We start from the raw sequence: 13121 nt of genomic DNA, 5'->3' as shown, positions 1-13121 counted from the left end.
CATGGGTTATACATTACCAGAATTACCGTATTCGTATGATGCACTTGAACCACATTTCGACAAGGAAACCATGAATATTCACCACACGAAGCACCATAACACATATGTAACGAAATTAAACGATGCACTTGAAGGGCACAGTGACCTTCAGTCTAAAACAATTGACGAGCTGATGGCAGACTTGAACACCGTTCCGGACTCTGTACAAACAGCAGTTAGAAACAATGGCGGCGGACACGCCAACCACTCATTCTTCTGGAAGATTCTTTCTCCTAACGGTGGCGGAGAGCCTTCTGGGGAACTTGCAGCTGCAATTAACGAAAAGTTTGGCAGCTTTGAAAAATTTAAAGAAGAGTTCGCAGCAGCAGGAGCTGGACGCTTCGGATCTGGATGGGCTTGGCTAGTTGTAAATAATGGCCAGCTTGAAATTACAAGCACTCCTAATCAGGACTCTCCACTTACAGAAGGTAAAACACCTGTAGTAGGTCTTGATGTATGGGAGCACGCTTATTATTTGAAATATCAAAACAAGCGTCCTGACTACATTAACGCTTTCTGGAATGTAGTGGACTGGAACGCAGTTGAAAAACTATATGTAGCAGCAAGATAAAGAATAAAAAAACCCGCACATTTTTGTGCGGGTTTTTTGTCGTTTTAATGAAAAAAGTGCTAAACTGTAGAAGATGGTAAACAGATTCTATAAAATGAATATAATCAGGTTTATATATAGAAAGGAAGTATGCGGTTGAAAAAGGAAACAGCACGAACCAGAGAAAAAAAGCAAAAAAAGAATCACGTTTCATCACGGATGAACGTTCTTTTCTTTGCGGTTTTCTTAATGTTTTCCCTCTTGATTCTCCGGCTCGGCGTTCTGCAGATTGTTAATGGTGAAAATTACGTCAGGGAGCTTGAAAGAACGGAAGAGGTAGAAGTAAATACGAGTGTGCCACGGGGGAAAATCTTTGACCGGAATGGAAACATAGTAGTGGACAATCAGCCTGTGAATGCCATTACATACACAAAAAATCAGCAGACTTCTCAAGAAGAAATGACGATGGTGGCAAAAAGGCTAGCTGAACTAATCACCGTTGAGACAAAAAAGGTAACAACACGTGATAAACAGGATTATTGGGTGCGCGAAAACCCTGAGGCAGCAAAAGAAAAAATCACTGAAGAAGAACAAGTGTTGTTTGAGGGTGGCGAATTAAGTCAGGCTGAATATGATGAGTTGATAAGAGAGAGAATTACAGAAGATGAGCTGAATGCACTAACAGACTCAGAATTAGAAGTTCTGGCTATTTACCGCGAAATGCAGTCCGGATACAATCTTTCTCCTCAAATCATTAAAAATGAGGACGTAACAGATGAAGAGTTTGCTACTGTAAGTGAACATCTAAATACTCTGCCGGGCGTAAATACCACAGTGGATTGGAATCGTCAGTATGCATATGGCGATGTTTTCAGATCTGCTCTTGGAAGTGTGAAATCCATTCCTGAAGATAAGATAGATTACTATCTTGCAAGAGATTATACACGCAACGACAGAGTCGGAACGAGCTATTTGGAGCTTCAGTATGAAGATATTCTGCAGGGGCAGAAATCCAAGGTTAAAACGATAACCGACAAAGCCGGCAATGTCATTGACAGTCAGACAGTTCATGAAGGAGAACGTGGAAAAGATCTTGTGCTCTCAATAGATATGGAACTCCAAAAGGAAGTTGAAAAAATCGTAGGCGATTACGTTGAAAACCTCAAACGAGGAGGAGGCCGTCCAATTTTTGACCGTGCCTTTGTAGTGATGATGGAGCCTGATACGGGCGAAGTGCTTGCTATGGTCGGCCAGCAATTTGATGAAGAAGAAGACGAAATCATAGATTACAATATCGGCGCATTTACAAGTGCCTATGAAGCTGGTTCAAGTGTTAAGGGAGCTACGATCCTTTCTGGCTATCAGGATGAAGTGTCCTTTCCTTATAAAGGGTATGTGGATGAAGTTATCAATATAAAAGGATCTCCTCTGAAAGGCTCCTACTATGGCAATCGCGAGGCCTATCGTCAAATGACTGATTTGGAAGCGCTGGAAGTTTCTTCGAATGGATATATGTTCAAAGTGGCCATTGATATGGCTGGTGCCACGTATACTCCAAAGCAGCCTATTGATATTGGTAAATCATCGTTCACAAAATTCAGAAATTATTTTGGACAGTTTGGACTAGGTGTGGAAACTGGCATTGATATGCCTGGAGAAAATACCGGATTTCAAGCTAACAATGACTTTTTGCCAGGTAAGTACCTTGATTTGGCTATTGGACAGTTTGACACGTATACTGCGATGCAAATGGCTCAATACGTTTCTACTATTGCAAATGGCGGAAACCGTATTGCACCAAAAATTGTGAAACAAATCAGGGAGCCCAGCAAGGAAAATGATACACTAGGACCGCTGCTTCAGGAAATGAAACCGGACGTGCTGAATAAGCTCAATAATACACAGGAAGAAATCGATCACGTGAAGCGGGGCTTCTTCGCAAGTTTCAATGGAGCGAACGGTACAGGACAGGATTTAAAAGGAAACGGCTATGTCGCTGCAGGAAAAACCGGTACAGCAGAAGTTGTTTATTTTGGACCTAAGTATGTGGACAACTACCTGGGTGATCCTCCTTTAACTATCAACTCAACTCTAGTCGGCTATGCGCCTGCAGATAAACCGGAAGTTGCTTTTTCCGTTATGGTTCCTTGGCTGTACCCTAATGATGGAACAGAACGGCTGCGAGTAGACGCCAATGAAGATCTGGGAACCGCTATTCTCGAAAAATATTTTGAACTGAGAGAAAAACGGATGGAAGAAGGCGGAGCAGATGAAGCAGTTGAAATAGAACTTGCTGAAGAAGAAGCGAATGCCGGAAACTAATTATGTAAGAGTTCAAAAAGCCAGATCCTGTATGGGATCTGGCTTTTTGTAACCTTTTTTTCAGAAGATAAACCTAAAACTAATGTTAATTTACAAAAGCTTTACATTTGATTTATATCTACTTAATAGTCTCCTAGTATTGTATTACATGTAGGACAAACCAACCAACACTTTAGGAGGAATTACAGTATGAAAAGTTTTAAGTACTTGGCAATGACCACTATGCTGGGATCAGCAATATTCTTGGCTGCTTGCGGTGGAGAAGAAGATGAAGCGGCAAACGGTACAGACGGAGATGCTACTGACGCAGAAACTTCTGAAAATGAAGAATCTGCTTCTGATACTTCCGGTGAAGAGGGAGAACTTGAAGGTCAAGTACAAGGAGACGGATCCTCTACAGTAGCCCCGATCATGGAGGCAATTGTTGAAGAATATGCAGCAGCACAGCCTGGCGTTCAGGTTTCATCCGGAGTATCTGGAACTGGCGGAGGATTTGAAAAATTCATCGCTGGTGAAACTGCATTTTCAAATGCTTCTCGTCCAATTAAAGAAGAAGAAGCTTCTGCATTAGAAGAAGCAGGAATTGAGTATACAGAGGTAGAACTTGGATTTGACGGACTCTCTGTAGTTGTCAGCCAGGAAAACGACTGGGTAGATCACCTGACAGTTGAAGAATTAAAAGCTATGTGGGTAGAAGATGGTGAAGAAAAAACTTGGGCTGATATCCGTGAAGGATGGCCTGAAGAGCCAATCGAATACTACTCACCAGGTACAGACTCTGGAACGTATGACTATTGGAATGAAGTTATTTTAGAAGAGGACGACATTGTACGTTCAGCTACTCTTTCTGAGGATGATAACGTACTTGTACAAGGTGTACTAGGTTCTCCGAATGCAATTGGTTACTTTGGCTATGCGTACTATCTAGAAAATCAAGATACATTAAAAGTTGTTCCAATTGACAATGGTGAGGGACCTGTTGAACCAACGAATGAAACGATCGAATCTGGTGAATATGCACCATTATCACGTCCATTGTTTACTTATGTAAGCAACTCATCAATCAGTGAGAATCCTGCTGCCGCAGATTTTATCACTTTCGCAATTGAAAATGCTGGAGACCTTGCAGAAGCTGTAGGATATGTAAGAGCTCCACAAGAACTGTATGACGAAGATATGGAAACAATTGAATCTTTAAAATAAAATCAGGTTTGAGAAGAGGAGCGTGATATTCGCGCTTCTCATCTCATTGTGTCTTTTGGATATAGGAGGGTTTTCACATGTCGATGAAGGAATCAAATTCAACTTTGAATGTACAGGAATTGATTGCAAAAAATAGCAATCGGGGTCTCTTGTCATTTGTTGAAAAATTAATGCCCAAATTGTTATTAGCCATCGCCGTGGTTTCTGTCTTAACAACAGTAGGAATCCTGGCAACATTATTATTTGAAACCTATACTTTCTTTACCCGTGTGTCATTTTGGGAATTTATCACTGGGACCGAGTGGTATCCTTTTGCTAACTCGACTCCGACATATGGTATTCTCCCATTAATAGTAGGAACATTAAAAATTACGGGAATTGCTGTTTTAGTTGCAGTGCCAATCGGTATTGCCACTGCCATTTATTTGAGTGAATATGCGAGCTTTCGGGCAAGGAAAATTATCAAGCCGATTTTAGAAGTGCTTGCTGGTGTTCCAACCATCGTGTATGGCTTTTTCGCTTTAACATTCGTTACTCCGATTTTACGATCCATTTCCCCTGAGGTGAGCATTTTTAATGCGATTAGTCCTGGTATCGTAGTCGGAATTATGATCATTCCAATGATTGCCTCTCTTTCTGAAGATGCAATGAATTCAGTTCCTAATTCTATGAGGGACGGTGCGTATGCCCTCGGCTCCACAAAGCTTGAAGTAGCAATTAAGATTGTTCTTCCTGCAGCGATATCCGGTATCGTCGCTTCAACCGTTCTGGCAATTTCAAGAGCAATTGGCGAAACGATGATTGTAGCGGTGGCGGCAGGATCAACTCCAAGGTTTGATGGTGACCTCACAGGATCCATTCAGACTATGACCGCTTATATTGTTCAGGTATCTACAGGTGATGTAGGCTATGGGACAACTATTTACTACAGTATTTATGCTGTCGGATTTACGTTGTTCATTTTCACCCTCATCATGAATATGCTTGCACAATATATTTCCAAGCGCTTTAGAGAGGAGTATTAAGAATGAATTATATTGATCATGAATCCGTAGCGAATAAAACGAATAGCCGTTTATTAAAAAATAAAGTGTTAAAAGCTATATTTTTAGCAGCAACGATGTTTGGATTGATTGTACTGGCAATCCTGCTTTATCGCATTGTCACTCAAGGAAGTGAGTATCTCAGTCTCGAATTTTTCACTAGTTTCGCTTCTCGAATTCCGGAAAATTCAGGAATAAAGGCAGCTATTCTGGGATCGATTTATCTGATGCTTTTAGTAGCTCCAATTTCAATGTTTTTAGGTGTAGGAACGGCGGTTTACCTTGAAGAATACGCAAAGAAGAATAAATTTACAGATTTTATTCGGATCAATATATCCAATCTGGCTGGTGTTCCATCTGTAGTCTTTGGACTTCTTGGACTCACAATCTTTGCTCGTTTCTTTGGATTAGGTATATCCCTTATGGCAGCTGCTCTGACCATGAGCTTGTTGATTTTACCAATAATAATAGTGGCTTCCCAGGAAGCTGTACGATCAGTTCCCAAAGAACTTAGAGATGCATCATACGCGATGGGTGCTACAAAATGGCAAACAATTTTAAGAATAGTATTGCCAGCAGCGATTCCGGGGATATTAACAGGAAGCATTCTTGCTTTATCAAGAGCTATTGGCGAAACAGCACCGCTAGTAGTATTGGGAATCCCGACGATTTTAATGTTTACCCCAGATAGCATTATGAGTACGTTTACCGCATTGCCAATGCAAATCTTCGACTGGACGAAACGTCCACAGGTTGCATTCCATGATGTAGCGGCCGCGGGGATCATCGTATTGATGACGCTGCTTATCATTATGAATTCAATTGCTGTATTTATTCGTAATAAGTATCAGAAGAGATATTAATTATTAAAGAGGATGAAGGGAGCTTTTCCTATGACAACGACAGTGAAACCTAAAATTCAAGTTCCAGAAAAAGAAAAAGAATCTGCAAGCAGAGGTTCTGTTTACCAATCAAATCAACTTAACTTGTGGTATGACACTAATCATGCATTGAAAAATATTGATTTAGATATTAAAGAAAACGAAGTTACAGCTATTATCGGGCCTTCAGGATGTGGTAAATCCACATATATTAAAACACTCAACCGTATGACAGAAACGATTCCTTCCGTAAAAACATCAGGTGAAATCATTTATCGCGGCAAGAATATTCTCGAAAAAGGCTATAGGGTCGAGGAATTGCGGACCAAGGTTGGAATGGTCTTTCAAAAGCCTAACCCTTTTCCTAAGTCAATCTATGAGAATATTGCATATGGTCCGCGTATCCACGGAATAAAAAACAAAAAAATACTGGATCAAATTGTTGAAAAGAGCCTTCGAGGTGCAGCAATTTGGGATGAAGTAAAGGATCGTTTAAACGAAAATGCATACAGTCTTTCCGGCGGTCAGCAGCAAAGGATCTGTATCGCACGCTGTCTTGCAATTGAACCAGATGTAATTTTAATGGATGAGCCTACTTCAGCTCTCGATCCTATTTCAACTTTGAAGGTAGAAGAGCTTGTTCAAGAGCTTAAAAAAGAATACAGTATTATTATTGTTACTCATAATATGCAGCAAGCTGCCCGTATTTCAGATAAAACTGCATTCTTCTTAAATGGGGAAGTAATTGAATTTGATCAAACAGATAAAATCTTCTCCAACCCTTCTGATAAGCGGACGGAAGATTACATTTCTGGTCGTTTTGGATAATACAATCGGGTATTAAAAGAATTGGGGAGGAATTTAGATGTCTGTTAGAGAAAGATATGAAGCGGATCTTGAAGAATTGAACCGAAAGATCGTAGAATTGGGGACGTTTGCTCAAAAAGCATTGGACCGGTCATTAATAGCCCTTGAAAATCATGATATTGAAGATTCTCTGCTTATTATGGATGAAGATATTAAAGCAAACAGAATTGAAGAGGAGATTAATGACCAGGCTATTTTATTAATTGCAAAACAGCAGCCGGTAGCAACTGATTTAAGAAGAGTCATTGTAGCGATTAAAATTGCTGCTGACCTGGAAAGAATCGCTGACTTTGCAGTGAATATTGCTAAATCAACTATTCGAATCGGTGACGATCCTTTTGTTAAGCCGATTGAACATATCCATGAAATGCATCTTGAGACATCAAAAATGATTGCTCTTGTTCTCGAGGCCTTTATAGATGAGGATATCGTAAAAGCAAAGAAAATTGCCGACATGGATGATAAAGTCGATTCATTATATGGTCAGACGATTCAGGATCTGTTAAGCATTAGCGCCAACAAACCTGAAAAACTGTCTCAAATTACTCAGCTTTCATTTATTTGCAGGTATCTTGAAAGAGCAGCAGATCACGTAACGAATATATCAGAAAATATTTTTTACCTTGTTAAAGGTACGAGATATGAGCTGAATAAATAATAATAGCTTCATAATGAGTATTAACCCCTGACAGGCACCATTATCGTCAGGGGTTAACTTTTATTTATTGAGAATAATGCACCGCTCAATATGATCAAGTTTAAGACTTGTTTAACTGTGAACAACGAGGCTTAATTTTGTGTGATCAGTTACTGATAGGTGAGGCTTGGGTTCTATCGGCAAGGAAATATTTAGAATAAATCCTCCAAAAGGGAAGTAGACCTATCAAAGGTATTGGATTATTACTGAAAAGTTTAGAAATGAGGCAAAATATTTTAGCAAGAGTTGAGCGAAGCGAAACTGTTGATCAGGCTGGGACATAACTAAAAGAAGTATAAAAATGTTGCAGTATTTATTAATAGTATGAGGTGAGCGGAGCGGAAGGAGGCGACTCCAGCAGGATTTGACGGAGGCTTGAGGCTTCGCAGGGCAGGGCCCTAGAAGGCTCAAGCCTCCGTCCCTGCGGAAAGCGTCCGCCTGATGCGCAGGGAACCGGACAAGGAGCCTGAGACGCTATTGTCCCAGGCTCATATTAATAATATGAACTATACTATCTTGTAATTAAATCAGCAATTTCTTCTATTGAAAGAGACGAGTTGACATCATACTTACCGATTTGAATGTTTTCTGTTAATTCCTGATTGTTCAGGTACTCATCCAGTTTTGAAGCATCTTCGATAATATCAAATTCTTCAAGTTCCTGGCTAATCTCAGGAGAGGTCATCCCGGGCTCAATGGTTAAGATGAATCGTGTAGTGGCAGGTGGTGCATTGGATTCTCCAGAAGCTTCTTTTGATTTGCTAAGTTCAATCACTCTGTTTTCCCACTCTTTTATTTGAGCATTAAGAGAATCATGTTCCTCTTTAGTTAGCGTTACAGTATTTGCCGAATCTGCGTTGGAGGAAGCTGAAGTCTGCTGATCTTCATCAGCCAAGTATAGGCTCGCAGCAAACATGATAAAACCTCCTGTGAGCATTCCTGCAGCCAAAGCCCGTATGGTGCTTCGATCCATTTGTATTTCCTCACTTTCTTGATTGAATAATGGTTTGTACTTCTTCTTTTGGAAGAGAAGACAAGGTTACGATCTGATCAGTGGATACGCCTTGCTTATGTAAAGAAAGTACCTGATTGACAATGATTTCATTGATCGGTTTTTTTTGAACTGTTTTTGGAGATGACGGAGCTTTTTTTGATGGAACAAACTTTGTGTCGACCATCAGTTCCTCTTCAAGCACTTTAATTCTTTTTTTAAGCTGAGATATTTCCTGATAAAGGTTCATGGATAAATCTTCAAGTTCCTGTTCGTTTGATTTTGAACGGTCTTTCATAAAAAATGACAGTACAAGTAACAAAATGACAATACCCGCAACGATTAAAGCGGCTGTATGCATAGTTTCACCCCCATTAGAATACGTACAATATTGTAACATGAGGCTATTCATTCGTGTGATCAGTTTTAAAATATATATCATTATTTATCAACAATTAATTTTATGAATCGTGTTCTTCAGTATAGATTTTTTATTTCAATAGTGGTATTATTGAAAAGTCGTATGAAATCGAATAGCTAAAATAGCATTTGAATGTTTGGAGGGATAAGACATGCGTGTAAACATTACACTTGCTTGCACTGAGACTGGTGATCGTAATTACATCACTACGAAGAACAAGCGTAACAACCCAGATCGTATTGAACTTAAAAAATATAGTCCACGTTTGAAGAAAGTGACTCTTCACCGCGAGACTAAATAATGTTTTACAGCTGCCAGAAATGTTGTGTTCAACGTTTCTGGCATTTTTTAATTGTTTTGATGCATCTGGAAAAGGAGGAAGTTGATGAACAAGCATGAACTAAGAAAACAAATGAGTTTGATTTTGAAAAAAAATAGCGATGAATCCATACAAAGCCGTTCAAAAGGCATTCAAGAAAAACTTTATCAAACGAATGTGTGGAAACAATCAAAAAGCATTGGCATTACAATTTCTAGATTTCCTGAAGTCGATACCTATTCCATTATCAGACGTGCGTGGGAGGAAGGGAAAATGGTTTCTGTCCCAAAGTGTCAGCGTGTTGACAGAAGTATGAGTTTTTATAGAATTCAAAGCTTTACTGAAGTGGAACCTTCGTTTTTTGGACTGCTCGAACCGGTGAATTCACTTGAAAGCATCGCCTCGAGTCAAATCGATCTCATGATCGTACCTGGACTCGCTTATACTAAAAAAGGATATAGACTGGGTTACGGCGGCGGGTATTATGACCGGTATTTACAGAACTACAAAGGAGCAACCGTTTCTTTATGTTTTGATGAACAGCTAATTGAAAATGTACCGGTTGAACCGCATGATCAGCCTATTGAACTTGTCATCGGAGAGTCCTATGCTGCAGGGGAAGATCCCGGGTACAAGAATTGATCAGGAATTCTTTCTTTGCATCGCTTCCAGTCATTCGATATAGTTATAAGACCAATGGTTGCAGCGGAAAGAAGTGAGCTAATTGATTGAAAAAACATATAAAGAGTTTTGGCATGCAGCTTATTACTTGCTTATTGTTCAACAATACCGCCTCATCAGCCTTTCTCCGGACCACAATGAATTATGGTTTGAGAGTGGGGAAAGGAAAGACTCTGTAATAGTCAGGCTTTACTATTCCACCTCAATTCTTGCAACTAAAGAAAGTCTGGATGAATTTATTCAAGAAGATAAGTCTTCCTTGTTTGCTAAGTCAGAGGAGATAAGAAAACACGTAAAAAAACGAAAAATTACAATTGAAAACTGTTTATTTCTTCATTTCCCTGAGATTGAGAATGAAGAAAGGAATGCAGTAGAAAATATAGAGGAAACGAATGAACGGGTCACTGTTCGCACGACAACCGTAACTCTATTTACTGATAGTGTTTCGACATTTGATAATCGCCTGCAGTTTAAATCCAGCCCTGAAGAAGCTGATCTTGAGCAAGATATTATTGAACACGCTCACATGTACAAGAAAGCGGTTCAGGAGTATGTGGAAGAGCAGAAAAAAGAGGAGCAGGAGCTATTTAATGCCTCAAAGCCCTTTTGGAGCTATTTGTTTATAGCTGTTCATTTAATTGTCTTTTATCTATTGGAAAGAAACGGTGGAAGCACTAATACCCGGACGTTAATTGATTTTGGGGCTAAATATAACCCGCTGATTAACGAGGGGGAATGGTTTAGGCTCATCACACCGATGTTTCTTCATATTGGATTCCTGCATTTATTTATGAATACACTTGCTCTTTTTTACTTGGGACCGCTGATTGAAAGAATTTTTGGCGGGCGCCGCTTTCTTATAATATACATGACCGCCGGATTTACAGGTTCACTTATGAGCTATGTATTTTCCTTTACGATATCCGCAGGGGCAAGCGGAGCAATATTTGGGTGTTTTGGAGCGCTTCTTTACTTTGGACTGCGGCATACCAAGATTTTCTTCAGGACAATGGGAACGAACGTTTTAGTTGTTATCGGAATTAATCTTGCCTTTGGTTTCACCATTCCTGGTATAGATAATGCTGCTCACATAGGTGGATTAGCTGGAGGATTTCTCGCTGCCGGTTTTGTTGCACTTCCGAATGAAAAGAATTCAGCAAAAAAAGTTCTGTATTTTTTGACTGTCCTCATATGGGTTTCTCTTTCAGTTTATGCAGGGTTAAATGGATCATTTGTTCAAAAAGATCCAATGTCAGTTAATGCTCTTGCTCAGGAAAGTATAAAAAACGGAGAACTCGAGATGGCCTATAGTCATTTGTCCGCATTGGAGAAAAACGGAGAAGCTACACCCGAAACCTATTTCCTGCTGGCATTTATTCAATTACAAGAAGAGAACTATGAAGATGGGAGAGTCAATCTTGAAAAAGCAATAGATGACCGCGGCCATTTTCATGAGGCACACTACAATCTTGCACTGGTGTATTTGGAACTGGGTGACAGTGAAAAAGCATTAACTCATGCAGAGACAGCCTTATCCATTGAACCAGACCACGGACCCTATGAGGAGTTGGTTACTAGGTTAAAAGATGAACGCTGATCTCTTATAGCACCCTTTCGTGCATTGGTATTGAGGTTGTGGTTTTAATCGATTATACTTGTTGATGAGATCTTTGAACGGGGGACAGTTTTAAAATGGACCTGGCTACAATTTGGGATGTGCAGCAGCTATTAAAACGTTTTGGCATATTTGTTTACATAGGAGACCGTAAAACGAATTTAGAAATGATGGAAGTGGAAATAAAGGAGCTTTACCATTCCCAGCTCATTGACATTCAGGATTTCCAAAAAGCAGTCCTGCTTTTAAGAAATGAAATTCAACTTGAAAATAAATCTGGACGGACAGGTGATCGATAAAGATGGAAAAATTGATTATAGGTGTGGATATAGGCGGTACAACCGTAAAAATGGCATTAATACACGAAAGCGGAGAGATAATGGAAAAGTGGGTCATTTCCACCAATACTAAAAATAGAGGAATTCAAATTATTCCTGATATTGCTGCTGCGATAAAAAGCAAGTTAACGGAAAGGGCCATTGACCCTGCAAGCATTCTGGGAATCGGAGTAGGAGCTCCAGGACCTGTCAATATGCAGACTGGAATTTTATATACAGCAGTTAATATTGGCTGGGAAAAACCGGTTGCTTTACGTGATGAGCTTCAAGCCCTGACAGATCTGCCGGTTGTAATTGAAAATGATGCAAATGTGGCAGCGCTTGGAGAAATGTGGAAAGGTGCAGGAGATGGTGCAAGAGACGTGATTTGCGTTACATTAGGGACCGGTGTTGGCGGCGGTGTCATCGTCAATGGCGATATTGCCCATGGAATCAAAGGAGCGGCGGGAGAGATTGGCCATATTACGGCAGTGCCTGTGGATGGCTATTATTGTAACTGCGGTAAATATGGCTGTCTGGAAACGGTAGCATCTGCAACGGGGGTTATTCGTTTAGCAACTGACGAACTTAACCGGAATGATGAGCCATCTGTTTTACGAGATATCCTCCATGAAAATGGACGTCTGACGGCAAAATCAATTTTTGAAGCTGCTCAAAAAGAAGACCGAATTGCATTGAGAATTGTAGAAAAGTTGACTTTTTATCTGGGATTATCTTTAGCAAACCTTGGAAGCGCACTGAATCCTGAAAAAATTGTGATCGGCGGAGGCGTATCTCATGCAGGTGATACCCTGTTAAAGCCTTTAAGAGCCAAGTTTAAAGAATATGCATTTCCCACTGTTGCGGAATCAACGACGATTGAAGTAGCCACATTAGGCAATGATGCAGGCGTTATTGGTGCTGCCTGGCTGATTAAATATAAACACTAAGGCTGATGGTCTTTAAACTTATTCCCAATACTTTCTATAAGAAAACTATATTATAAGTACACGATACGGTATTGATCCAAGCTGCCATTCTTGAAATGGCAGCTTTTTTATGTATAATAAATACTTGTCGCGATGTGCCTGAGATGTGTCCTTTATTAAGGAAATATTAACGATTTTCTTTATAAGTGAAACTTTTAGAGGTTTAGGACGTCTATAAAGGTGGAA

14 protein-coding genes are annotated in these 13121 nt (G+C 39.9%); 12 read left to right on the top strand and 2 right to left on the bottom strand.

Annotated elements, in window-relative coordinates:
• Position 1: 1 nt before the first annotated feature.
• From P6709_RS03585 to phoU, 7 genes are all read left to right on the top strand, one after another.
• Positions 2-610: a superoxide dismutase gene (locus P6709_RS03585; protein ID WP_278239507.1), complete on the top strand. Its 609-nt coding sequence runs from the start codon at positions 2-4 to the stop codon at positions 608-610.
• 129 nt (positions 611-739) lie between these two features.
• A complete protein-coding gene (locus tag P6709_RS03580) occupies positions 740-2911 on the top strand; it encodes a peptidoglycan D,D-transpeptidase FtsI family protein (RefSeq protein ID WP_442905288.1) in 2172 nt (723 codons plus the stop codon).
• A 189-nt stretch (positions 2912-3100) separates the two neighbouring features.
• A complete protein-coding gene (locus tag P6709_RS03575) occupies positions 3101-4114 on the top strand; it encodes a PstS family phosphate ABC transporter substrate-binding protein (RefSeq protein ID WP_278239505.1) in 1014 nt (337 codons plus the stop codon).
• A 77-nt stretch (positions 4115-4191) separates the two neighbouring features.
• Entirely contained in the window at positions 4192-5139 is a 948-nt protein-coding gene (pstC, locus tag P6709_RS03570) for a phosphate ABC transporter permease subunit PstC (RefSeq protein WP_278239504.1), read from the top strand.
• 2 nt (positions 5140-5141) lie between these two features.
• Positions 5142-6020, top strand: coding sequence for a phosphate ABC transporter permease PstA (gene pstA, locus P6709_RS03565; RefSeq protein WP_278239503.1), 879 nt, complete (start codon positions 5142-5144; stop codon positions 6018-6020).
• 30 nt (positions 6021-6050) lie between these two features.
• Positions 6051-6866 carry a phosphate ABC transporter ATP-binding protein PstB gene (pstB, locus tag P6709_RS03560; RefSeq protein ID WP_278239502.1) on the top strand — a complete coding sequence of 272 codons (816 nt, stop codon included), beginning with the start codon at positions 6051-6053 and terminating at the stop codon, positions 6864-6866.
• A 37-nt stretch (positions 6867-6903) separates the two neighbouring features.
• Positions 6904-7563 (top strand): phosphate signaling complex protein PhoU, encoded by a 660-nt coding sequence (gene phoU / locus P6709_RS03555; protein ID WP_278239501.1) that lies wholly within the window; start codon positions 6904-6906, stop codon positions 7561-7563.
• Between the two features lie 550 nt (positions 7564-8113).
• Here phoU and P6709_RS03550 read toward each other — a convergent pair.
• Together P6709_RS03550 and P6709_RS03545 are read right to left on the bottom strand one after the other, a co-directional pair.
• A complete protein-coding gene (locus P6709_RS03550) occupies positions 8114-8518 on the bottom strand; it encodes a hypothetical protein (protein WP_278239500.1) in 405 nt (134 codons plus the stop codon).
• A gap of 67 nt (positions 8519-8585) precedes the next feature.
• Positions 8586-8954 carry a hypothetical protein gene (locus P6709_RS03545; RefSeq protein WP_278239499.1) on the bottom strand — a complete coding sequence of 123 codons (369 nt, stop codon included), beginning with the start codon at positions 8952-8954 and terminating at the stop codon, positions 8586-8588.
• Positions 8955-9165: 211 nt separating this feature from the next.
• Here P6709_RS03545 and rpmG point away from each other — a divergent pair, with 211 nt between their 5' ends.
• The 5 genes from rpmG (at position 9166) to P6709_RS03520 (ending at position 12896) form a co-directional block, all read left to right on the top strand.
• Positions 9166-9315, top strand: coding sequence for a 50S ribosomal protein L33 (gene rpmG, locus P6709_RS03540; protein WP_039809691.1), 150 nt, complete (start codon positions 9166-9168; stop codon positions 9313-9315).
• Positions 9316-9399: 84 nt separating this feature from the next.
• Entirely contained in the window at positions 9400-9975 is a 576-nt protein-coding gene (locus P6709_RS03535) for a 5-formyltetrahydrofolate cyclo-ligase (protein WP_278239498.1), read from the top strand.
• Positions 9976-10057: 82 nt separating this feature from the next.
• A complete protein-coding gene (locus P6709_RS03530; RefSeq protein ID WP_278239497.1) occupies positions 10058-11611 on the top strand; it encodes a rhomboid family intramembrane serine protease in 1554 nt (517 codons plus the stop codon).
• A gap of 101 nt (positions 11612-11712) precedes the next feature.
• Positions 11713-11928, top strand: coding sequence for a YqgQ family protein (locus tag P6709_RS03525; RefSeq protein ID WP_278239795.1), 216 nt, complete (start codon positions 11713-11715; stop codon positions 11926-11928).
• Between the two features lie 2 nt (positions 11929-11930).
• On the top strand, positions 11931-12896 hold the full coding sequence (locus tag P6709_RS03520; RefSeq protein ID WP_278239496.1) for an ROK family glucokinase: 966 nt from the start codon (positions 11931-11933) through the stop codon (positions 12894-12896).
• The last annotated feature ends 225 nt before the right edge of the window (positions 12897-13121 follow it).

It is taken from the genome of Jeotgalibacillus sp. ET6 (assembly GCF_029667115.1).
Classification (GTDB): domain Bacteria; phylum Bacillota; class Bacilli; order Bacillales; family Jeotgalibacillaceae; genus Jeotgalibacillus.
Note: the sequence above shows the minus strand (reverse complement) of the source record. Positions and strands in the feature narration are given on the sequence as shown.

Excerpts from the sequence above, each read along its gene's own strand:
- P6709_RS03580 (WP_442905288.1), top strand. The coding sequence starts at position 740 with ATGCGGTTGAAAAAGGAAACAGCACGAACCAGAGAAAAAAAGCAAAAA.
- pstC (WP_278239504.1), top strand. The coding sequence starts at position 4,192 with ATGTCGATGAAGGAATCAAATTCAACTTTGAATGTACAGGAATTGATT.
- P6709_RS03545 (WP_278239499.1), bottom strand. The coding sequence starts at position 8,954 with ATGCATACAGCCGCTTTAATCGTTGCGGGTATTGTCATTTTGTTACTT.
- phoU (WP_278239501.1), top strand. The coding sequence starts at position 6,904 with ATGTCTGTTAGAGAAAGATATGAAGCGGATCTTGAAGAATTGAACCGA.
- P6709_RS03535 (WP_278239498.1), top strand. The coding sequence starts at position 9,400 with ATGAACAAGCATGAACTAAGAAAACAAATGAGTTTGATTTTGAAAAAA.
- P6709_RS03550 (WP_278239500.1), bottom strand. The coding sequence starts at position 8,518 with ATGTTTGCTGCGAGCCTATACTTGGCTGATGAAGATCAGCAGACTTCA.
- pstB (WP_278239502.1), top strand. The coding sequence starts at position 6,051 with ATGACAACGACAGTGAAACCTAAAATTCAAGTTCCAGAAAAAGAAAAA.
- rpmG (WP_039809691.1), top strand. The coding sequence starts at position 9,166 with ATGCGTGTAAACATTACACTTGCTTGCACTGAGACTGGTGATCGTAAT.
- P6709_RS03585 (WP_278239507.1), top strand. The coding sequence starts at position 2 with ATGGGTTATACATTACCAGAATTACCGTATTCGTATGATGCACTTGAA.
- pstA (WP_278239503.1), top strand. The coding sequence starts at position 5,142 with ATGAATTATATTGATCATGAATCCGTAGCGAATAAAACGAATAGCCGT.
- P6709_RS03520 (WP_278239496.1), top strand. The coding sequence starts at position 11,931 with ATGGAAAAATTGATTATAGGTGTGGATATAGGCGGTACAACCGTAAAA.
- P6709_RS03575 (WP_278239505.1), top strand. The coding sequence starts at position 3,101 with ATGAAAAGTTTTAAGTACTTGGCAATGACCACTATGCTGGGATCAGCA.